19 protein-coding genes are annotated in these 20,510 nt (G+C 63.5%); 9 read left to right on the forward strand and 10 right to left on the reverse strand.

From position 1 onward, the window contains the following. Positions 1–374 precede the first annotated feature (374 nt). The 4 genes from AC4FWB_RS27990 (at position 375) to AC4FWB_RS28005 (ending at position 6,382) form a co-directional block, all read left to right on the forward strand. Entirely contained in the window at positions 375–836 is a 462-nt protein-coding gene (locus tag AC4FWB_RS27990; RefSeq protein WP_491029529.1) for an endonuclease domain-containing protein, read from the forward strand. Further along, entirely contained in the window at positions 833–3,415 is a 2,583-nt protein-coding gene (locus AC4FWB_RS27995) for a GcvT family protein (RefSeq protein WP_491029474.1), read from the forward strand. The genes AC4FWB_RS27990 and AC4FWB_RS27995 overlap by 4 nt, the downstream gene beginning before the upstream one ends. A gap of 83 nt (positions 3,416–3,498) precedes the next feature. Beyond that, a complete protein-coding gene (locus AC4FWB_RS28000) occupies positions 3,499–5,016 on the forward strand; it encodes an ArnT family glycosyltransferase (protein ID WP_491029475.1) in 1,518 nt (505 codons plus the stop codon). Positions 5,017–5,035: 19 nt separating this feature from the next. Then, the gene (locus tag AC4FWB_RS28005; protein WP_491029476.1) at positions 5,036–6,382 is read left to right on the forward strand and encodes a M24 family metallopeptidase; all 1,347 of its coding nucleotides are present in this window, start codon (positions 5,036–5,038) and stop codon (positions 6,380–6,382) included. Here AC4FWB_RS28005 and AC4FWB_RS28010 read toward each other — a convergent pair. Both AC4FWB_RS28010 and AC4FWB_RS28015 read right to left on the reverse strand, forming a co-directional pair. After that, positions 6,344–7,189: a phosphate/phosphite/phosphonate ABC transporter substrate-binding protein gene (locus AC4FWB_RS28010; RefSeq protein ID WP_491029477.1), complete on the reverse strand. Its 846-nt coding sequence runs from the start codon at positions 7,187–7,189 to the stop codon at positions 6,344–6,346. The two genes, AC4FWB_RS28005 and AC4FWB_RS28010, sit on opposite strands and share 39 nt — an antisense overlap. A 76-nt stretch (positions 7,190–7,265) precedes the next feature. Beyond that, positions 7,266–8,276: a fatty acid desaturase gene (locus AC4FWB_RS28015; protein ID WP_491029478.1), complete on the reverse strand. Its 1,011-nt coding sequence runs from the start codon at positions 8,274–8,276 to the stop codon at positions 7,266–7,268. 229 nt (positions 8,277–8,505) lie between these two features. Here AC4FWB_RS28015 and AC4FWB_RS28020 point away from each other — a divergent pair, with 229 nt between their 5' ends. Next, the gene (locus AC4FWB_RS28020) at positions 8,506–9,363 is read left to right on the forward strand and encodes a helix-turn-helix domain-containing protein (protein WP_491029479.1); all 858 of its coding nucleotides are present in this window, start codon (positions 8,506–8,508) and stop codon (positions 9,361–9,363) included. Positions 9,364–9,469: 106 nt separating this feature from the next. After that, positions 9,470–10,486, forward strand: coding sequence for a betaine--homocysteine S-methyltransferase (bmt, locus tag AC4FWB_RS28025; RefSeq protein WP_491029480.1), 1,017 nt, complete (start codon positions 9,470–9,472; stop codon positions 10,484–10,486). 13 nt (positions 10,487–10,499) lie between these two features. Here bmt and AC4FWB_RS28030 read toward each other — a convergent pair whose 3' ends face one another. From AC4FWB_RS28030 to AC4FWB_RS28055, 6 genes are all read right to left on the reverse strand, one after another. Then, positions 10,500–10,760 carry a hypothetical protein gene (locus AC4FWB_RS28030; protein ID WP_491029481.1) on the reverse strand — a complete coding sequence of 87 codons (261 nt, stop codon included), beginning with the start codon at positions 10,758–10,760 and terminating at the stop codon, positions 10,500–10,502. A 164-nt stretch (positions 10,761–10,924) separates the two neighbouring features. After that, positions 10,925–13,066: a vWA domain-containing protein gene (locus AC4FWB_RS28035; RefSeq protein ID WP_491029482.1), complete on the reverse strand. Its 2,142-nt coding sequence runs from the start codon at positions 13,064–13,066 to the stop codon at positions 10,925–10,927. A gap of 2 nt (positions 13,067–13,068) precedes the next feature. Further along, positions 13,069–13,629, reverse strand: coding sequence for an RNA polymerase sigma factor (locus tag AC4FWB_RS28040; protein ID WP_491029483.1), 561 nt, complete (start codon positions 13,627–13,629; stop codon positions 13,069–13,071). 179 nt (positions 13,630–13,808) lie between these two features. After that, positions 13,809–14,537, reverse strand: a complete 729-nt coding sequence (locus AC4FWB_RS28045) for a dienelactone hydrolase family protein (RefSeq protein ID WP_491029484.1) — start codon at positions 14,535–14,537, stop codon at positions 13,809–13,811. A gap of 105 nt (positions 14,538–14,642) precedes the next feature. Then, positions 14,643–15,332: a hypothetical protein gene (locus tag AC4FWB_RS28050; RefSeq protein WP_491029485.1), complete on the reverse strand. Its 690-nt coding sequence runs from the start codon at positions 15,330–15,332 to the stop codon at positions 14,643–14,645. 89 nt (positions 15,333–15,421) lie between these two features. Continuing rightward, positions 15,422–16,996 carry a trimethylamine methyltransferase family protein gene (locus AC4FWB_RS28055; protein WP_491029486.1) on the reverse strand — a complete coding sequence of 525 codons (1,575 nt, stop codon included), beginning with the start codon at positions 16,994–16,996 and terminating at the stop codon, positions 15,422–15,424. A gap of 273 nt (positions 16,997–17,269) precedes the next feature. On the opposite strand from AC4FWB_RS28055, the gene AC4FWB_RS28060 reads away from it, so the two are divergent. Continuing rightward, positions 17,270–17,968 carry a corrinoid protein gene (locus AC4FWB_RS28060; RefSeq protein ID WP_126099636.1) on the forward strand — a complete coding sequence of 233 codons (699 nt, stop codon included), beginning with the start codon at positions 17,270–17,272 and terminating at the stop codon, positions 17,966–17,968. Positions 17,969–18,054: 86 nt separating this feature from the next. Here the strand turns inward: AC4FWB_RS28060 and AC4FWB_RS28065 are convergent, their stop codons facing one another. Next, positions 18,055–18,189, reverse strand: coding sequence for an EncA/B family entericidin (locus AC4FWB_RS28065; protein ID WP_491029487.1), 135 nt, complete (start codon positions 18,187–18,189; stop codon positions 18,055–18,057). Between the two features lie 53 nt (positions 18,190–18,242). On the opposite strand from AC4FWB_RS28065, the gene AC4FWB_RS28070 reads away from it, so the two are divergent. Beyond that, complete coding sequence (locus AC4FWB_RS28070; protein WP_491029488.1) at positions 18,243–18,872, forward strand: DUF1638 domain-containing protein; 630 nt, start codon at positions 18,243–18,245, stop codon at positions 18,870–18,872. A gap of 5 nt (positions 18,873–18,877) precedes the next feature. Here AC4FWB_RS28070 and AC4FWB_RS28075 read toward each other — a convergent pair whose 3' ends face one another. Further along, a complete protein-coding gene (locus AC4FWB_RS28075) occupies positions 18,878–19,792 on the reverse strand; it encodes an NAD-dependent epimerase/dehydratase family protein (protein WP_491029489.1) in 915 nt (304 codons plus the stop codon). A gap of 119 nt (positions 19,793–19,911) precedes the next feature. Here AC4FWB_RS28075 and AC4FWB_RS28080 point away from each other — a divergent pair, with 119 nt between their 5' ends. Then, positions 19,912–20,487, forward strand: coding sequence for a DUF4893 domain-containing protein (locus AC4FWB_RS28080; RefSeq protein WP_491029490.1), 576 nt, complete (start codon positions 19,912–19,914; stop codon positions 20,485–20,487). The last annotated feature ends 23 nt before the right edge of the window (positions 20,488–20,510 follow it).

Raw genomic sequence — 20,510 nt, forward strand, 5'->3', positions numbered from 1 at the left:
CCCTCCCCACTCCCCCCCCCCCCCGCCTCCGCCCCACGCCCCCCACCTCTCCCCCGATCGACGGGGGAGAGGAAAGGCGCGAGGCGATTCCAGCTGGCGCCCTTCCTCTCCCTCTGGAGGGGAGAGAGGTGGCGCCGCGAAGCGGCGACGGAGTGGGGGAAGCCCTTCGCGAAACGCGAAGTCGCCGCAAAAAAGAAACAACCAACCTGGCGCCCAGCTTGCGCCACGCAGGCAGTCAACCCCCACTCCGTCGAGCTTCGCTCGACACCTCTCCCCCGATCGACGGGGGAGAGGAAAGGCGCGGGGCGATTCCAGCTGGCGCCCTTCCTCTCCCTCTGGAGGGGGGAGAGGTGGCGCCGCGAAGCGGCGACGGAGTGGGGGAAGCCCTTCGCGAAACGCGAAGTCGCCGCAAACTAGGCACAACTGAGCGAGCGCGTAGTCTCCGGCAAGCTGGCAATCAAGCGGAAGCCTTGCTTTGGCTTGAACTAAAGGCACGCAAGCTCGGCGGCTGCCGCTTTACGCGTCAGTTTTCCATCGGCCCTTTCTTTGCCGACTTCGCCTGCCGCGAAAAATGGCTTGTTGTTGAAGTCGACGGACACCAACACGCCGGCAGCTCATATGACCGCCGCCGTGACGACTTCATGCGCGCTCAAGGCTATTCGATCCTGCGTCTTTGGAACCATGATGTCCTGAAACATCGTACTTCCGTCTGTGAAACCATCCTTGCCGCGCTTGATGGCAAGCTGGCCGAAAACATCGCCGTCTCCGATCTCCGCTTTGTTTTCACGCCCCGCTCACTCGATTCAGTCTCTTTAAAAACGGACCTATCTGTATGAAATCTCATGTAAAAGCGGTTGTCATCGGCGGCGGCGTCGTCGGCTGCTCGGTGCTCTATCACCTCGCCAAGGCCGGCTGGACCGACATCATGCTGATCGAGCGTTCGGAGCTCACCTCCGGCTCGTCCTGGCACGCGGCGGGCGGTTTCCACACGCTAAACGGCGATCCCAACGTCGCCAAGCTGCAGGCCTACACAGTGCAGCTCTACAAGGAGATCGAGGAGCTCTCCGGCCAGTCCTGCTCGCTGCATCTCACCGGCGGCGTGATGATGGCCGATACGCCCGAGCGCATGGACTTCCTGCGCCTTGCCCACGCCAAGGGCCGCTATCTCGGCATGGACACCGAGCTGATCACGCCTTCGGAAGCGAAGGCGATGTTCCCGCTGATGGACGAGAAGAATTTCGTCGGCGCCATGTGGGATCCCGTCGAAGGCCATCTCGATCCTTCGGGCACCACGATCGCCTATTCGAAGGCGGCGAAAAAACTCGGCGCCGAGATCGTGCTGCGCAACCGCGTCGTCGACCTGACGCAGCAGCCGGACGGCACCTGGAACGTCGTCACCGAACAAGGCACGGTTCACGCCGAGCATGTCGTGAACTGCGGCGGCCTATGGGCGCGCGAGATCGGCCGCATGGTCGGCGTCGAGCTGCCGGTGCTGGCGATGGAGCACATGTACCTCTTGACCGAGCCGATGCCGGAGGTCGAGGCATTCAACAAGTCAACCGGCCGCGAGATGATCGGCGTGCTCGACTTCAAGGGCGAGATCTACACCCGCCAGGAGCGGAACGGCATCCTGCTCGGCACCTATGAGAAGGCCTGCAAGCCGTGGTCGCCGGTCAACACGCCCTGGGATTTCGGCCACGAGCTGTTGCAGCCCGACATCGACCGCATCGCGCCGTCGCTGGAAATCGGCTTCAAGCATTTCCCCGGCATCGAAAAGGCCGGCATCAAGCAGATCATCAACGGCCCCTTCACCTTCGCGCTCGACGGCAACCCGCTGGTCGGTCCGGTCCAGGGCCTGACCAATTTCTGGTGCGCCTGCGCCGTTATGGCCGGTTTCAGCCAGGGCGGCGGCGTCGGCCTCGCTTTGTCCAACTGGATGGTGCATGGCGATCCGGGCTTCGACGTCTGGGGCATGGATGTCGCGCGCTTCGGCGAATGGGCGACCCTGCGCTACACCAACGCCAAGGTGCGCGAGAACTATTCGCGGCGCTTCTCGATCCGCTTCCCCAACGAGGAACTGCCCGCCGCGCGTCCGGCGCAGACGACGCCGCTCTACGACACCATGCTCGCCAACAACGCGGTCATGGGCGATAGCTGGGGCCTGGAAACCCCACTCTGGTTCGCGCCGAAGGGCACAGAGCCGAAGGATATCGTCTCCTTCCATCGCTCGAACGATTTCGGGCCGATCGGCGAGGAAGTGCGCGCCACGCGCGAAAAGGTCGGCGTCACCGAGATCGCCAACTTCGCCAAATATCAGGTTTCCGGACCGGCGGCGGAGGATTTCCTCAACCGGCTGATGACCAACCGCATGCCTAAAGTTGGCCGCATCGTGCTGACCCCGATGGTCAACGAATTCGGCAAGCTGATCGGCGACTTCACCATCGCCAAGACCGGCGAGGACCGCTTCATGATCTGGGGCTCGTCGGCGGCGCAGAAGTACCATATGCGCTGGTTCGAGAAGCACCTGCCGAAGGACGGCCCAAAGGCATCAGAGGTTCGCATCCACCGCTTCGACCAGACGCTGGTCGGTCTTTCCATCGCCGGACCCAAATCGCGCGACCTGCTGCAGAAGCTGGTCGATGTCGACGTCTCGACCAAGGCCTTCCGCTTCATGGACTTCCGCGAGATGGCGGTGGGCGGCGCGCCCTGCATGGTCAACCGCATCACCTACACCGGCGACCTCGGCTACGAGATCTGGATGGCGCCAGCCTATCAGCGACTTGTCTATCACGCGATCAAGGACGCCGGCGAGGAATTCGGCCTCGTCGATTTCGGCATGCGCGCTCTGCTGTCGATGCGCCTGGAAAAGAACTTCCCGACCTGGTTCCGCGAACTGCGCCCGATCTACGGCCCGTTCGAAGGCTCGATGGACCGCTTCATCAAGCTGGAGAAGAACGATTTTGTTGGCCGCGAGGCGTCAGCCAAGGAGCAGGCGCAAGGGCCGAAGCTGCGCCGTGTCTCCTTCATCGTCGACGCGATTGACGCCGACGTGATGGGCGACGAGCCGATCTGGGCCAAGGTCAGCAAGGACTATGGCACGGTGGAAAAGCCGCATGGCTATGGCGCGCCGCGCTTCGATGAGACGGGCAAGGAAGTGCGCGGCTCCAAGGCCGCCGAAGGCGCCTCCGCCGTGCGCGGCATCGTCGACGGCGAGTGGCGCGTCGTCGGCTGGGTGACCTCGGGCGGCTATGCGCATTATGTGCAGAAGTCGATGGCGCAGGGCTATGTGCCCGCGGCCCTTGCCGAGGACGAAAGCGCCGGCCTGTTCGAGATCGAGATCCTCGGCCACCGCCGCCCGGCCCGCATCAATGTCGAGCCGCCCTTCGACCCGAGCGGCGAGAAGATGCGCGCATAAGGACCTGTACCACTTTCGGATCTCGTGGGTGGCCGGCTATATAGCAACCGGCCACCAACACATTAGATGAGAAGACGACCTCCTTGCAGTTGCTAGAGAAATGGACCGACTGGCTCACTGACGGACGGGTCGGCCCTTTCAGCGCCGCGACCGCATTTGTCCTTGCATACTGCCTTGTCCAGATCGTGGTGATGACGCTCTCGTCCCACTTCGTCGGAACTGGTGTCGGTGTCGACGACGCCGAACAGCTGATGGCGATGCGGTTCCTCGCGGCCGGCTATGGCAGCTCGCAGCCGCCTCTATACACCTGGCTCGGCATTCTCACGGCCTCGCTGGTCGGAACCAACATCCTCGCGCTCAAGATCGTCAAATACGCCCTGCTGGCCGGTGGGTTGATCGCATGCTTCGCCGCCGTGCGCCGCCTGGGCTACTCGACCCGCGCGGCGGCCGCCGCCATGTTCGGCCTGCTGCTCTTTCCGCAGATCGCGTGGGAGATGCAGCACGCACTCACCCACTCGGTCGCGGTTTTTTGTTTTTCAGCGCTGCTGCTCCTGGCGCTGGTCGAGGTGCAGAAACAGCGATCCACAGTCGCCTACGTGCTGCTCGGCCTGGCGACCGCCGCGGCGATGCTGTCGAAATACAACATCGTCATCTTCATTGCCGCGCTGTTCGTTGCGGCTCTGTCCTTTCGCGAAACGCGCGACGCGATCTTCGACCGTCGTTTCCTGATCAGCGTGGTCGTGGCGGTCCTTGTGTGCCTGCCGACATTCTACTGGAGCCTGACGCATCTGGGAGACCTGTTGGCCCACAGCGGGGGCTTGGGCGTCGCAGAGGGTGGCAGCGCTGCGAAGACCTTGTCTCGCGGCGTTCTCGGCCTGGGCAATGCGATACTCAATTTTGCCGGGCTTCCGGTGGCGGTCTTTGCCGTCGCGTTTTTCCTGGCACGCAAGGAACCCGCACCACCATCCGGACCTGGACTATGGTCCGAAAAGCTGCTCTGGCGCGCGATTGGCTTTGCCGTGGTGATCACGTTGGCGGTGGTGCTCGCCGGCGGCATCACGAAGTTTCGCGATCGCTGGATGCTGCCTGTGTTTGTGCTGCTGCCGGCTGCCCTCGCCATGCGCCTGGACATGATGGGAGAAAGGGGCAGGAAGACGCAAGCCACGATCGTCTTCGTCGGCGCCGTGATCGCCATCCTGATGCTGCCGGCGAGCTGGTACATGCACGTCCATGGCGGCGACAACCGCGGCGGCATCGTGCGGATCGACTACGCTTCGCTCCACAGTCAGCTGACGGCCGACGGACCGGTCGGTACAGTGGTTTCAAACTGGTTCTGGATCGGCAATCTTCGCCTGGTCGATCCCGATCTGATCGTGCTCGACGACGAGATCCCCGATTTCTCCAAGTCGATTCGCGAACCCGCGGTGCTTGTCCTGGCGGATGACGAAGAACCGGCTTCTGTCATTTTCGACAGGATCGCCGAGGCCGGCTACGGGATGGACACCGTCCATCGGCGCATCGCGGTGCCTCAACTGCTTGGCAGCGCGCCGGCGACCCGCCAGGTCACGATCACCAGACTTCGCAGGATCAAGGCGCAATAGAGCGCCCGGGGGGAACCGCATGGACAAACTACGCTTCGGCCGCCACCGCAAGATCATGCCGTTCGAGCCGGGTTCGGTCGAAGCGCTGCGCGAGGCTTCCCGCGAGAAGGCAGCCGCGCTCAACCAGCATGTGCTGGGCTATGGCGCGACAGTCGAAGCCGAATGGGCGGCGGCCGGCATTGCCGCTCCGGACCTGCCGGCCATGCGAAGCTACCGGCTCGAGCGCATCCGCGCCGAGCTCAAGCGGCGCGACTATGCTGGCGCCCTGCTCTACGACCCGGTCAACATCCGCTACGCGACGGATTCGACCAACATGCAGCCCTGGGTCGCGCACAATCCGACACGCCATTGTTTCGTGGCGACGGAAGGCACGGTGGTGCTGTTCGACTATTTCTCCTGCGAGCACCTGTCGGACCATGCCGGCGTCGTCGACGAGGTGCGTCCGGCGGTGTCGTGGATGTATCTCTACAGCGGCGAGCTGACCGTCCGGAAAGTCCGCCGCTGGGCCGCCGGTATCGCCGATCTCGTTGCCGAACACGGCGGCGGCAACCGTCGCATCGCCGTCGACCATATCAACCCGGAAGGCGTTGACGAGCTTGCCCGCCGGGGCATCACAGTCGGCAATGGCGAGGCGGTGATGGAGAACGCGCGCCTCATCAAATCGCCGGACGAGATCCTCGCCATGCGGCGCGCCATCGTCGCCTGCGAAGCGGCGATGGGCGAGATGGAAGCAGCGCTGAAGCCGGGCATTTCCGAGAACGAACTATGGGCGGAGCTGCATCGCGGCAACATCGCGCGCGGCGGCGAATGGATCGAGACCCGGCTTCTGTCGTCCGGCCCGCGCACCAACCCCTGGTTCCAGGAATGTTCGTCACGCGTCATCGAGAACGGCGATCTCGTCGCCTTCGATACGGACCTCATCGGCCCTTACGGCTTCTGCGCCGACCTCTCGCGCACCTGGCTCTGCGGCGACGGCAGGCCGTCGAACGAGCAGCGCGACCTGTTCCGCATTGCAGCCGACCAGATCGCCCACAACACCGAACTGATGCGGCCGGGCATCTCCTTCCGCGATCTGGTCGAGCGCTCGGCGGTGCCGCCCGGCGACTGCTTCCCGGCGCGCTACGGCGTGCTCTATCACGGCGTCGGCCTGGCGGACGAATACCCGACCCTGCTGCATGCCGGCGACTGGACGGACGACACGCCCGACGGCGTGCTCGAAGCCGGCATGGTGCTGTGCGTGGAAAGCTATATCGGCAGGCTCGGCGGGCGCGAGGGCGTCAAGATCGAGGAACAGATCCTGATCACCGAAACGGGCAACGAGAAGCTCTCAGCCTACCCGCTCGACGAAAGGCTGCTTGGCAACTGACACGCCCAAACCAAGCTCGGCGAGGGCTTCGCGCATGGCCGCAATGACGTCCACCGGTGTGGTCCTGGCGGTAATGAACGGCAGCCCTTTGCGCCTGGCCGTCCAGCCGACCACCTTGACGCGCCGCGCCGCCGGCTCGAAACGCTGCGCCAATGCCCAGCTCTGGCAGTCGATGGCGGCGACATCGGCCCTGCCCTCGGCGACCGCCACGATCGATGACCGGTGGCCACCGCTCTCGCTGCGCGAGCCGAAGGTGTCGAGACTCTCGCCCATCGCCTCGAGGTCTCGCGTCAATCCGAGCAGCCCGGACATCGAATCTGGATTGTTGAAGACGAAACGCTTGCCGCGGATGAGATCGAGCGGGACGACGGCCTTGCCATCTGCAGGCGACGCAACCGACGGTCCACCGTCGGCCGGCATCACCAGCGCACTGGAATAGAGCTCGCCCCGCCCGCCCTCGCAAGCGTCGTAGCTCGGCTGGGCAACCACCTGTACATGCCGGGCCAGGCCGAGTTCCATCGGCCCCCAGCAGGTTTGCCCGAAGAGCAGCGCCGGGCTCAGCCAAAGCTGGTGGAAATCGAACTCGTCCGGAGGCAGCGTCGCCGGATCGGGGGCGATCAGCTTTCCGTCGCCGTCGCGGATGCCACCGGGCACCGGCGGCAGGTCGCGATTGCTGCGCGCCGTCGCTTCCGGCGCATCGATGCCCTTCTGCCGGAAGGCGTCGCGAAGCCGTGCCCACTGCGCGTCGACCTCGCCACGCTCTTCAGGCCAGTCATACATCGGCAGGGCCGCAACGAACTTACTCATGATGAACAGCTTTCAAAAACAGGCAGCCATCGGCGCCTGCGTCCCGCGGCTAAAAAAACAGTCGCGGAAGGTCGAATTATTCCTTGGGCGGCTCAGCCGGCACCGGAGCCGTTCCAAGTCCATTCACATTACGCGCCCTGACGCGCGGCTTGAAGGCCCGTCCGGGTTCCGGCGCGCGGCGCAACGCCGGATGCACCACCGGCTCCTTGGCCTTGAAGGCAAAGGATTTGATCAGTGCGAAATAATTCGGATAGACATAGCCATTGTTCATCCGCAGCCATTCTTCGCGGCGATCGCGAAACATCTTCGGTAGTCTGTACCAGGCGACCGTCGGGCTCTTGTGGTGCACGAAATGCAGGTTGTTGTTGAGGAACAGGAACGAGAGCGGCGACCGCTCGACGATGATCGTGCGGCCCTCCGGATGTTCCGACCATTGATGCTCGGCATAGGTGCGGACGGAGATCAGCGACTGACCGAGCCACACCGGCACCAATATGTAGAGCCAAAGCGGGATGCCGAAGCCGAACGTCACGATCGGCACAACCACGGCAAGGCCGACGGCATGCAGCAGCCAGGCCTTGCGGATCGCCTTGTCGCCGGCGGCCATCTGCCTGGCGTCATCGATGAAGAAGCCGACCGACGACAGCCACGGGCCGAGAATGAAGCGGCCGACCATGGTGTTGTTGATCTTGAGCAGGAATTTCATCGCCGGCGGCATTTCCGCATGCATCCAGAGCGCCTGATAATAGCTTTCCGGGTCGTCCAGCGGATCGGTCAGCCGCTCGTCGGCATGATGGCGGAGATGGATCGTCTTGAAGCGGCGGAACGGCCAGACCATGCCGATCGGCAGGAAGATGAAGGCTTCATTGATCCTGGCGTTGCGCGTCGGGTGCCCGTGCAGCACTTCGTGCATCAGCGAGGATTGCAGCGCCAGTATCAAGGCGAGCGCTGCGAGCGCCAGCAGCGGATAGGAGGGCCAAAGCAGCAAGCCGGTGGCGAGCCATGTGCCGTAGCAGAAAAGTGTGAGGAATACCGTCGGCCATTCCACGGCCGGGGTGATGCTGCGTCTCTTGCTTATGCCAGTCATGCTATCGACCACTGCCCTCCAGTCGCCGGAACCAGTTTGATTCCTGACAACATTGTGTCAGGAGCCATGCGTTGTCGCAACGCGACAAAGCGCACAAACTGTTGCGAACGCGCATTTTTGACGGCACATGTTATGTATTGTAAACAAACTTGGGGATTCATTTCCGCTGGCGTCGACACTGGGACGCCCGCTAGCGCAAATTTTTCCTCCCTCGACCAGGAGAAGTGTCATGGACAAGCGTGATCTGTCGACGATCTTCCGGGAGCGTCTGAAATTGCTCTTGACACGCTCCGACTTGAACCAGTCGGCCTTCGCGACCGCCGTCGGCATCGACCGTTCGGCGCTCTCGCAGCTGCTTTCGGGCGCTTCGACCCGCCTGCCCCGCGCCGAGACGCTTCTCAACATCGCCGCCGAGTTCAAGGTATCGCTCGACTGGCTGCTGGGCTTGAGCCATGACGAAGGCGTTACCGGCGAGATCCGCGAGAGCCTGGAGATCGAGGAAGCGCCTGACGGCTTCGATCGCACGCTGCTCGCCAAGTGGCACGCCGAGGCGGCCGGCACGAAAATCCGCTATGTTCCCGCAGGCATTCCGGACCTTTTACGCACCGACGCGCTGGTCGACTACGAGGCCGGCATCGCCAACAAGAGCCGCGAGGCGCAGGCCGGCGAAACGCAATACCGCATCGACTACAACAGGCGCCCCGAGACCGACATGGAGGTCTGCATGCCGCGCCATACACTGGAGATCTTCGCACGCGGACTCGGCGTCTGGGACCGCTTCCCCGAGGCCGAGCGCCGCAGGCAATTGCTGCACATGGCGACCCTGCTCGACGACCTTTACCCGACCTTCCGCCTGTTCCTCTATGACGGCCGCATGCGCTATTCGATCCCCTACACGATCTTCGGGCCCTACCGCGCAGCAATCTATGTCGGCGACATGTATCTGGTGCTGAGCGCCACCCAGCCGATCCGCACCCTGACCAGCCATTTCGACAACTTGATCCGCGCCGCCGACGTCAACGCGCATGAGGCCGCGAGCTTCACGCAGAAGCTGGCCGGTATGTCCTTCCCCTCAGGCTCTGTCTGAAGACTGCCGGCCATCATGTTGGCACCGCTGCGGCCGCAAATTCATTGACTAGATATAAAGACTTCTTTATATCGTTATCCGAATTCAGGACACGAAAGCCAAAGCCATGACCGCGACCAATCCGATCGACGCGCTGATTGCTGAAAAGGGCGTGCTGCTGGCCGACGGCGCCACCGGCACCAATCTGTTCGCGATGGGCCTCGAGGCCGGCGAAGCGCCCGAGCTGCTCAACGAGACGTCGCCCGAAACCATCGTCAGCCTGCACCAGAATTTCGTCGATGCCGGCGCCGACATCATCCTGACCAACTCCTTCGGCGGCACCCGCCACCGGCTGAAGCTGCATCATGCCCAGGACCGGGTGCGCGAACTGAACAAGCGTGCCGCCGAGATCGCCCGCTCCGTCGCCGACAAGGCCGGCCGCAAGGTTATCGTCGCCGGCTCCGTCGGCCCGACCGGCGAGTTGCTGGTGCCGCTTGGCGCCATGACCTACGAGGATGCGGTCGATGCCTTTGCCGAGCAGATCGAGGGCCTCAAGGCCGGCGGCGCCGAAGTCGCCTGGATCGAGACCATGTCGGCGCCCGACGAGATCCGCGCCGCGGCGGAAGCTGCGATCCGCGTCGGCCTGCCCTATACCTATACCGGTTCCTTCGACACCGCCGGCCGCACCATGATGGGGCTTTTGCCGAAGGACATCCATGGCGTAGCCGACGGGCTGTCGCAGGCGCCGCTCGGCGTCGGCGCCAATTGCGGCGTTGGCGCGTCCGATATCCTCTCGTCGCTGCTCGACATGACAGACGCGAAGCCAGAGGCGACGGTGATCGTCAAGGGCAATTGCGGCATCCCGGAATTCCGCGGCAGCGAGATCCATTATTCCGGCACGCCCGAGCTGATGGCCGACTATGTCCGGCTGGCGGTCGACGCCGGCGCAAAGATCGTCGGCGGTTGCTGCGGCACCTCGTTCGCCCATCTTGCCGCGATGCGCAAGGCACTCGACGCGCATAAAAAATCGGCGCGCCCGACCGTCGAGACGATCGTCGAGCGCATCGGCCCGATGCGCAACAAGACGGCGAGCGCAGGCGACGCAGGCGAGGGCCGCCGCGAGCGCCGGCGCAGCCGCGCCTGAAAATGGTCCCGCTTTATTCGCTGTTTTCAGCGTAGCGCGACAGCGCGGTATTGAGGTCGGTAGCGGCGCTGTCGTTGCTGCCGGCGCCCATCGTCATCAACGCGCCGGACGTCCGCGGATCGCTGATCTGCTCCAGCATCACGCGGAAGCGATCGTTGTTGAGCGCCGAAAGCGCCGTGTTGCGGGCCGCCTCGACATCACTTTTGATGCGCGTGGAGTCGGCTGATGGCGCGGATGGTGCCCGCGCCTGAAGATTGCCCGCGGTCGACGCCACATTCCCGGTGATATGCAATTCCAGCCCCTCAAAGTCCTCTATCGGCTTTGACTAACAGGGGGGCATTGCGATGAGGTTCCGGAAAAGCCGTGCAATTTAACGATCTGCAAAAAGGCCGGCGGGTTTTCCCCGCCGGCCTTTTGTTCAAGAAAGCGCCGAACGTCCTACTTGCTGGTTCCGAGCGACGAGGCCAGGCGCACCAGCGACAGGAATTCGGCTCTGTAGCCGAACGGATCGGCGCCGCGAGCGGCGTTGGCGATCTCCAGGATCCGGTCGTAGCCGAAATTCGCCGTCTGATCCTCGTCGCGCAGCTTCTGCCCGAAGGCGGCGACCGCGACCGAGAAGCGCTGGTCGGCGCCGGCCTCGTCGAAGGATGCGACCTCATTGCCCTTGGTCACCGGCGTGGTGATCAGCTTGGAGACATTCTCGTTCGGCAGCTTGTAGCGGATCTTGACGAAGGCGTATTCGTCCGCGTTGGCGACGCCGCCATTGTCGACCTTCGCCTGGCCGTAGCGCAGCGGATCGACCTGTTCGGCGCCGCTGCCCTTCGGCGTGATCTCGTAGACCGCCGTCACCGAATGGCCAGAGCCGATGTCGCCGGCATCGACGCGGTCATTGTTGAAATCCTCGCGCTTCAAGGCGCGCGTCTCATATCCGACCAGTCGATATTCGGAGACCGTAGCCGGATTGAACTCGACCTGGATCTTGACGTCCTTGGCGATGGTGAACAGCGTCGAGGACGCGTCCTCGACCAGCACCTTCTCGGCCTCGGCAAGCGTGTCGATATAGGCCGCCGTGCCGTTGCCGTTCTGGGCGATGGTCTGCATCATCTGGTCGTTCAGATTGCCGCGGCCGAAGCCGAACACCGAGAGGAACACGCCGGTTTTGCGCTCCTTCTCGATCAACCGCTTGAGATCATCGTCATCGGTCTGACCGACATTGAAATCGCCGTCGGTGGCAAGCATCACCCGGTTGATGCCGTCCTTGACGAAGGACTGCTGCGCAAGCTTGTAGGCTTCCTTGATGCCCGCCTCGCCGGCCGTCGATCCGCCGGGCGCCAGATTGTCGATGGCGGACAGGATTTTCTCCTTCTCGGCTGCCTTGGTGGGCATCAGCACCGTGCCGGCATCGCCGGCATAGGTGACGATCGAGACGGTGTCGTCGGCTTTGAGCTTGCTGACCAGCAGCCGGAAGGCCGACTTCAAGAGCGGCAACTTGTCCGGCTCGTCCATCGAGCCCGACACGTCGATCAGGAACACCAGGTTGGCCTTGGGCTGCTCGGCCGGCTTCACGTCGAAGCCTTTTATGGCGACATGCATCAGCTTGGTGTGTTCGTTCCACGGCGTCGGCATGACAGTGACGGTCGAATTGAACGGCGTTGCGGCCGAGTCCGGACCCTTCCAGTCGTAGGGGAAGTAGTTGATCATCTCCTCGACCCTAACCGTATCGGGGTCCGGCAGCGTGCCTTCCTTCAGCGACCGGCGCACGAAGGAGTAGGAGGCGGTGTCGACATCGATCGAGAAGGTCGAGACCGGATCCTGGGCGGTCTCATGCACCGGATTGGTCTTGAAGGTCTCGATACGGTCGCGGTTTTCCTCCTGCGGCTGCAACTGATCGGTCGGCATCGGCGCCGGCTGCACCATCAGTTTGGAATCGGCGGCTGCGCCGGCTGGCGCCTGGGCAGACCGCATCGCCGCTAAGGGCGCTTGAGCATTCGCGCGCCCGCCGGACGCGAGTTGACCGCTCTCTGCCGGCGCAGCCGGTGGCGCCGGCATCGCCTCGGGCGCCATCTCCTGCTTGGCCAGGCTATCGACCTCGGTCGCCGGCTTCGGCGGCGACGCCGGCGCACCTTGCGCCTCGTCCTCGACGCGCCTTTCGCTGTCGGCGTCGGTCTTCTTCTCCCTGGCGGGCGCCGCGGCGAGCGGTTCGTTGATCGCCGGCTGCTCGACCACTGGCTTCTGTGCCGCCGGCTTGTCGGCCACCGTTTCGGTGATCTTCCCGTTGCCGCCGATGACGGGCAGCTGTTCCTTCAACATCTCAAAAGCGGCATATCCGGCAATAGGCAGCGCGACCAGCGCGGTGATGGCCGGCGTGGTAATGAGTTTCCGTTGCATGATCTCTCTCCAGAGCTTTTGTGCTCGCTCCGTGAGACGAAGACCTGCCGGCGATCCTTGGGTGGCGGTCGAAATTTTTTCTTGGCCGTCGAAGGCACGCATCGCGGCGGCGAACGCGCGAGCTTTCGCCTCGTCGTCTGGCGCTGGAACTGCGAGGTCGCGCAGCCTTTCGAGTTCGTTATCGTCGACCATGGTCACACTTCCCCGGCTGAACGCATGAGCACCTTCAGCCGTTTCTTCGCTTCATGGATGTGCCAGGAAACCGTCGTCTCCGAGATCGCCATCACCTCGGCGGCCGCAGCGTGGCTCAGCCCTTCGCCATAGACGAGCAGCACAGCGTCGCACTGCTTGTCCGGCAGCATGCGCACCGCTGCCCACAGCGCCTCGGTCGGGTCCTGGGCCTCCGCCGAGCCCGATCCCGCAATCAGCGCATAGGTGCCGAAGGCTTCGGTCTTGGCGGTATCGCGGGCGCGCTTGCGCATCATGTCGCGCGCCGCGTTCAGCGTCATGGCGTAGAGCCAGGTTGTGAAGGCGCCGTTGCCCTGGTAGTCGCGGATCGCCCGGCCGAGCCGCACGCAGACGTCCTGGGCGATGTCCTCGGCGTCCGCCTTGCGCCCGCACCAGCGATAGGCGGCGCGATAGACGAAGCCATAGTGCCTTTCGAGCAGTTTGCCGAAAGCCCCCCTGTCTCCGCCCCTCGCCCGCCCGATCAATTCGGCATCGGAGGCTTCGCTGTCCAGCATCATCGCCGTCATTTGCCTGTTGGACGAAGGCTAATGGCCAATCCTTGGGGCGATGGAAAGATTTTTTTGTGGAGCTGCCTTTTCCTTCTCCCCGTTCAACGGGGAGAAGGTGCCCGAAGGGCGGATGAGGGGCGGCGCGAACATTCGAAGGCTCGCGCTACGCGGTGCTTCTCCGAGAACGGCGAGACAGGCTAGCCGAGTGTTTCGCCAAAGAAAGTCACCAGCCGCTTCCAGTGGCGCTCGGCCCCCGCTTCGTCATAGACGCTGTGGTCCTTGATGCACCAGCCATGCGCCATGTCGACATAGTTCTCAATCACGTGGTCGACCTCGGCCACGCGCAACGCCTCTGCTAGCCGCGCCGACTGTTCGGGCGGAAAGCTGCCGTCGATACCCGCGACGCCGACATAGACCCGCGCCTTGATCGACGTCGCTTTGCGGTGCGGACTGTCGGGCGCATCGCTTGCCAGATTGCCGCCATGGAAGCTGGCCGCCGCAGCGATGCGATCAGGATAGGCCGCCGCGGTGTTCAACGCCCGCGCGCCGCCCATGCAATAGCCGACGACGCCGACAGGTCCGGCGACAACTTCCGCCAGGGCATCGAGAAAGGCCTTGCCGTCGCGGATCGTCATGTCCTGCGTCGTCTCATTTCGCAACGCCGTCAGTTGAGCCTTTGTCCTTTCCTCGCCAAAAGCGGTCTTCGGGTCGAACGGGCCATAGGGCATGCTGCGGTAGAAGAGATCGGGCACAAGCACGGCATAGCCATGCCCAGCGAGGCGCTCGGCCATCTGGTCGAGAGCCGGGCGGGGGCCGAAAATATCCATGTAGATGACAACGCCGGCCCTGGCCGGTGCCGCCGGGCGAAACAGCCCTGCTTTGGCTGTACCGTCCCGGGTCCTGATCTCGATGTCCTGCTTCGTCATTGCGCGCTCCGTTTATTGCTGCGCGATACATATCTCCGCGCGCCCTCTGGACAAGCGGCAACCGTTCAGCTGCATTCAAGATTTTGTGCGAGCAATGGCAAAGGTTTACAGACCGGCGAAACTCGCCATGTGAAAGGCCTGCACCTCCGGTGGATAGCGATATTCCGTGCCGTACGGGCAGGCATTGCGGTCGAGGCAGCCGCCGGTCCGGCAAGGCCCACCTTGAGGTCCGCGCACATGGCCGAGGCAAGACTCATGAGCAAAACCCTGCTCGGAATAGGCATCGACCGGACAGGATTTTAGGCAGGGTTTTTCGGCGCATCTGTCGCAGAGATGAATTGCCTCTTCAGATTCAGGGAGGAAAATCTCCTCCTCGAACAGCAGCGCGCCGCGGTAAGCGTGCCAGAGCCCATACTCCGGATGCATGAGGATGCCGAGCGGCGACGGCTTCAGCCGCTCCGCCCGCATCGCCCATTGCTGGAACGGCAGATAGGGCCTGTCGGAAGGCGACACCATGCGGGCGCCGAATTCTAGCGCGACCGCGCCGATCACGTCGCGCGACCAGGTATCAAGCGGGTTGGCGATGCCCCTCGCCTGCCGCTCCAGCCAGCGCCGGAAATGCGGCCAGGGCGCCGCGCCCGCCTGCCCGACCAGCAAGACGGACCTTGCCGGCGCACCTGAAAGACTTTCGGGCGCGGCTTCGGCGCTGGCAAAGCGAAAGCCACCACGAAGGATCAGGCCATTGGTTGCCAACGCGGCCGCGATTCCATCAATCGTGCCGCGCGAAAAAATCATCCCTTCCGGTCCGGGTCGGAGAACGCGCTCCGCCAGACTTCCTTGTGAATGATGTTGGCGACTTTAGCCCGGCCTGACTCGGGCTCCTTTCAAGTGAAGGCGTCAGGCATCGAACCCTTCTTCTTCGCGATGAACTCCTTCAGCGCCTCGTCGATCGCCGGATCGAGATGCGGCGCCTCGTAGCTTTCCAGCCAGCGGCGGGCGAGCTCGTTGGCGCGCTGCGGCGCCGTCTTCTCGCCCTCGGCCAGCCACTGCTCGTAAGAATTGTTGTCGGCGATGTTGGAGCGGTAGAAGGCGGTCTGGAAATTCGCCTGCGTGTGGTCGCAGCCGAGATAATGGCTGCCCGGGCCAACCTGGCGGATGGCATCCATCGCCTGGCCGTTTTCCGACAGGTCGACGCCCTCCGAGAATTTCTGCGTCATGCCGAGCTGGTCGATGTCCATCATGAATTTTTCGTAGCAGGAGGCGAGACCGCCCTCGAGCCAGCCGGCCGAATGCAGCACGAAATTGGCGCCGGCGAGGATCGTGGAGTTCAACGTGTTGGCGCTCTCATAGGCTGCCTGCGCGTCAGGGACCTTGGAAGCGCAGAGCGAGCCGCCGGTGCGGAACGGCAGGCCGAGCCGGCGGGCGAGCTGTGCGGCGCCGTAGGAGACCAGCGACGGCTCCGGCGTGCCGAAGGTCGGCGCGCCAGACTGCATCGAGATCGACGAGGCGAAGGTGCCAAACAGCACCGGCGCGCCCGGCCGGATCAACTGCGTGAACGAGGCGCCGGCGAGCACTTCGGCCAGGACCTGCGTCAGCGTGCCGGCGACCGTCACCGGGCTCATCGCGCCGGCCAGGATGAAGGGCGTGACGATGCAGGCCTGGTTGTGGCGCGAATAGACCTTCAGCGCGCCGAGCATGGTCTCGTCGAACACCATCGGCGAGTTGGCGTTGATCAGGCTGGTCAGCACCGTGTTGTTCTCGACGAAGTCGTCGCCGAACACGATCTTGGCCATCGCCACCGTATCCTCGGCCCGCTCCGGCGCCGTGACCGAGCCCATGAACGGCTTATCCGAATAGCGGATGTGCGAATACACCATGTCGAGATGGCGCTTGTTGACCGGCACGTCGACCGGCTCGCACACCGTGCCGCCGGAATGGTGGATCGACGGCGCCATATAGGCGAGCTTCACGAAATTCTGGAAATCCTCGATCGTGGCATAACGGCGGTTGCCGTCGAGGTCGCGCACGAAGGGCGGGCCGTAGACCGGCGCGAACACCGTCGCATTGCCGCCGATCTGCACCGAGCGCTCCGGATTGCGCGCATGCTGGGTGTAGATGGAGGGCGCGGTCTTGAGCAGCGAGCGGCAGAGCCCCTTGGGGAAATGCACGCGCTCGCCCTTGACGTCGGCGCCGGCCTCCTTCCACAGCGCGAGCGCCTCGGCGTCGTCGCGAAAAATGATGCCGATCTCTTCCAGCACCGTGTCGGTGTTCTTCTCGATCAGCGCCAGGCCTTCCTCGTCGAGGACCTCATAGACGTTGATCTTGCGCTTGATATAGGTGAGCTGGGTGCCTGGACCGCCACCGGCGCGCGCCGCGCGTCTGGCCGCCGCGCCGCCGCTGGCGCCGCGTCCGCGTCGTCCACCTGACGCTTCCTGTTCGACTGCCGCGTTATCGCTCATGATCGTTCTTCCTATTAGATTTGGCCTGAATTGGCTCGCGGTCGGTTTGCCGCCGCTTCTTTCCGGATCGTAGCTATGCACCCTATTGGAAACGGCCCGCCAGCGCCAACGCCTGTCGCAAAATCGACAAGAAAAGCGCCAACTTTTCAGTCGCTTTCCTTTTGCGGGAAGTCGCAAATCAGCTATGGCTACCTTGCCCTCGCGGGTTAGGTATTGGCGCATCGATTTTTAAGCTGCAACAAGCGTTCCGAGCAGCAAGGAGCCCGAGAAAAAATGTCCGACGACGAGATCATCCTTTCCGAGCTTTCCGACGAGGAACTCGTGCAGCAGATGCACGACGACCTTTATGACGGGCTGAAGGAAGAGATCGAGGAAGGCACTCATATCCTTCTCGAGCGCAACTGGGCGCCGTACAAGGTGCTGACCGAGGCGCTGGTCGAAGGCATGCGCATCGTCGGCGAGGATTTTCGCGACGGCATCCTGTTCGTGCCGGAAGTGCTGCTCTCGGCCAACGCGATGAAGGCCGGCATGGCGATCCTGCGTCCGCTGCTTGCCGCCACCGGCGCGCCCAAGCAGGGCAAGATGGTGATCGGCACCGTCAAGGGCGACATCCACGACATCGGCAAGAACCTCGTCGGCATGATGATGGAGGGCGCCGGCTTCGACGTCATCGACCTCGGCATCAACAATGCGGTCGAAAAATACCTGGACGCGATCGAGCAGCACCAGCCCGACATCATCGGCATGTCGGCGCTGCTCACCACCACCATGCCCTACATGAAGGTCGTCATCGACACGATGAAGGAAAAGGGCATCCGCGACGATTATGTCGTGCTGGTCGGCGGCGCGCCGCTCAACGAGGAATTCGGCAAAGCCGTCGGCGCCGATGCCTATTGCCGCGACGCCGCGGTGGCGGTCGAGACCGCCAAGGACTTCATGAAGCGCAAGCACAACGTTCGCGCGTCTGCCTGATCCCAGGGCATCAGGATGGACCTACAAGAAAAGCCGCGCCTTGCAGCGCGGCTTTTTTGTTCCCAGATGATGGACGAGGCTGCCGATCAGTTGACAGTGTCTTTGACCGCCCTCGCCGTCGATTTGACGTCCTTGCCGACACCCCGGATAGTGTTGGCGCAGGCGGTGAGTGCAAGCGCGCAGGCAAGAATGACCATCGGCGCGATGCGTAGCAGTTTCATGGACGGTGTCTCCCTCGACAGATATTAAGCCCCGCAGCGAAAGCCGGCCCGACTTGGTCAAGACGCAAAAAACGAAACCGAATCAAACTGACAGGCTGCTCGTCATCGCCTGCGGGATGATTGCGCGCGAGGTTTTGGCCGTCAAGCAGCAGCTAAAGCTCGATCATCTCGAATTGACCTGTCTGCCGGCCGAGTTCCATTTCTATCCGGACCGAATCGCGCCGGCCATGGACAAGGCGATCGAAAAGGCCAAGGCGGAAGGCTACGAGCACATCTTCGTCGGCTATGCCGATTGCGGCACCGGCGGCTTGCTCGACCGCGTCATCGAGAAGCATGGCGTCGAGCGCATGGCCGGCCCGCACTGCTTTGCCTTCTACCAGGGCATGGATGCCTATGCGAAAGTCGCCGACGACGACATGATGTCGTTCTACATGACCGACTTCCTCTGCCGCCAGTTCGATGCCTTCTTCATCAAGCCGCTCGGCCTCGACAGGCATCCCGAGCTGATCGAGGACTATTTCGGCAATTACGAGAAGCTGATCTATCTCGCGCAGACCGACGATCCGGAGCTCGACAAGGTCGCCGAGAAAGCCGCGGCCATGCTCGGCCTCGCCTATGAGCGCCGTTCTACCGGCTATGGCGACCTAACGGCCGAACTGGCGCGGGCGGCAGGCGACGCCTGAGGTTCTCACGCGTCTGCTTCGAGCGCCGTCAGCACATCGGCAAAACTCGTCTTGCACACGAAGCCCAGCCGCTGCCTCGCCCGCGACGGGTCGTAGACGCGGTCGATCGAGGAGAACATTGTCCAGCCCTTCCTCGCATAGAGCCTGGGGCAGCCAGGAAAATAGCGAGCGACGACGGCCGGCGCGTCGGCGATCAGCTCGGCGCAATCCTCCGGCCGGAACGGTGTCGGCGCCGAGACGATGAAGAGGTCGAAGCCAAGGCTCGGCGCCTTGTCCAACGCCGCAACATGGGCCTCCGCCGCGTCCTCAACCGTCAGTCGCCGGAACAGCAGCTCGTTCGCCTTGGTGTTGGCGTCGGACTGCTCGATCGCATGCGCCATGTCGTCGGCTTCGGGAAAGAAGCGGGCCGTGCGCAGCACCACTACCGGCAACCCGTGCTCGATATGATAGAGGCGGCAGAGATGCTCGGCGGACAATTTGGTCACGCCATAGATGTTGCGCGGCTCCGGCGACATGTCTTCCGTCAGCCAGGCCGCCTTGCGCGCACCGCCCCGAAAGCCGGCTCGGATCGCTTGCGAAATCATCAGCGATGTCGTCGAGGTGAAGACGAAGCGCTGTACGCCCGTCGCCACCGCCGCGTCGAGCAGATTGAGCGTCCCTTGCACGTTCGTCGCGACGAAGTCAGCATTATCATAGTGCTCGATGTTCGGCTTGTGCAGCGCACCGCTGTGGACGATGGCTTCGATGCCGTTTTCGTTGACCGTCCGCAGGACGAGCTCGCGATCGGCAACCGAACCAACCACCTCAGTCTGCGCCGACGGAACCGGGTCGAGGCCGGTCACTTCATGGCCGAGTGACTTCAGCCTCGGCGCCAGTGCGCTGCCCAACCAACCGGACGATCCCGTGAGCAAGATACGCATCGATCACCGCCATTTCCGCTCTCACGCTGTTAAGCACGGATGACAGCGGCCCGCGAACGGGTAAGTTGTGCGCCAGAAGACAAAACAACTGTTCCAGCCACCAATCCGGGAAATACATCATGACCCCTCGCCGGCTGCTTGCCGCCCTTTGCCTGATCGGCTTCGCCCTGCCGGCCCATGCCGACGGCGAAGTGCAGAAACTGATCACCGCCGCCGACAAGGCGCGGCTCGACAAATATGGCGAGACGCGCAAGGCAGCGCTCGAGGAGGCGAAGGCAGGCGATCCGGCCGAGGTCAGAGAGCTCGATGCGCTGCTTGCCAAGCCGTTGGTCGCCTTCTCCGACAAGGATCTGACCGGCAACTGGAAATGCCGCACCATCAAGGCAGGCGGCTTAAGCCCGCTCGTCATCTATGGCTGGTTCAAATGCAAGGTGACGGACGATGGTTCCGGCTGGCGGTTGCAGAAGATCAGCGGCTCGCAGCGCACCCAGGGCCGCTTCTTCGACGACGGTGAGAAGCGCGCCATCTATCTCGGCTCGTTCTCGGTCAACGACGACAAGGCCAAGCCCTATGGCAGCGGCCCCGAAAGCGACCAGGTCGGCTACGCCTTCCGCAACAGCGCCACCGAATGGCGCATCGAATTCCCCGCGCCCTACTACGAATCGAAGCTCGACATCATGGAACTCAAGCGCTGAGTCGGGCCTGCACAACTGACCAA

The organism is Mesorhizobium sp. LEGMi-168a (assembly GCF_058312955.1).

Excerpts from the sequence above, each read along its gene's own strand:
- bmt (WP_491029480.1), top strand. The coding sequence starts at position 9,470 with ATGACCGCGACCAATCCGATCGACGCGCTGATTGCTGAAAAGGGCGTG.
- AC4FWB_RS28065 (WP_491029487.1), bottom strand. The coding sequence starts at position 18,189 with ATGAAACTGCTACGCATCGCGCCGATGGTCATTCTTGCCTGCGCGCTT.
- AC4FWB_RS28045 (WP_491029484.1), bottom strand. The coding sequence starts at position 14,537 with ATGACGAAGCAGGACATCGAGATCAGGACCCGGGACGGTACAGCCAAA.
- AC4FWB_RS27995 (WP_491029474.1), top strand. The coding sequence starts at position 833 with ATGAAATCTCATGTAAAAGCGGTTGTCATCGGCGGCGGCGTCGTCGGC.
- AC4FWB_RS28010 (WP_491029477.1), bottom strand. The coding sequence starts at position 7,189 with ATGAGTAAGTTCGTTGCGGCCCTGCCGATGTATGACTGGCCTGAAGAG.
- AC4FWB_RS28050 (WP_491029485.1), bottom strand. The coding sequence starts at position 15,332 with ATGATTTTTTCGCGCGGCACGATTGATGGAATCGCGGCCGCGTTGGCA.
- AC4FWB_RS28035 (WP_491029482.1), bottom strand. The coding sequence starts at position 13,066 with ATGGTCGACGATAACGAACTCGAAAGGCTGCGCGACCTCGCAGTTCCA.
- AC4FWB_RS28060 (WP_126099636.1), top strand. The coding sequence starts at position 17,270 with ATGTCCGACGACGAGATCATCCTTTCCGAGCTTTCCGACGAGGAACTC.
- AC4FWB_RS28020 (WP_491029479.1), top strand. The coding sequence starts at position 8,506 with ATGGACAAGCGTGATCTGTCGACGATCTTCCGGGAGCGTCTGAAATTG.
- AC4FWB_RS28080 (WP_491029490.1), top strand. The coding sequence starts at position 19,912 with ATGACCCCTCGCCGGCTGCTTGCCGCCCTTTGCCTGATCGGCTTCGCC.
- AC4FWB_RS28055 (WP_491029486.1), bottom strand. The coding sequence starts at position 16,996 with ATGAGCGATAACGCGGCAGTCGAACAGGAAGCGTCAGGTGGACGACGC.
- AC4FWB_RS28015 (WP_491029478.1), bottom strand. The coding sequence starts at position 8,276 with ATGACTGGCATAAGCAAGAGACGCAGCATCACCCCGGCCGTGGAATGG.
- AC4FWB_RS28040 (WP_491029483.1), bottom strand. The coding sequence starts at position 13,629 with ATGACGGCGATGATGCTGGACAGCGAAGCCTCCGATGCCGAATTGATC.
- AC4FWB_RS28005 (WP_491029476.1), top strand. The coding sequence starts at position 5,036 with ATGGACAAACTACGCTTCGGCCGCCACCGCAAGATCATGCCGTTCGAG.
- AC4FWB_RS28075 (WP_491029489.1), bottom strand. The coding sequence starts at position 19,792 with ATGCGTATCTTGCTCACGGGATCGTCCGGTTGGTTGGGCAGCGCACTG.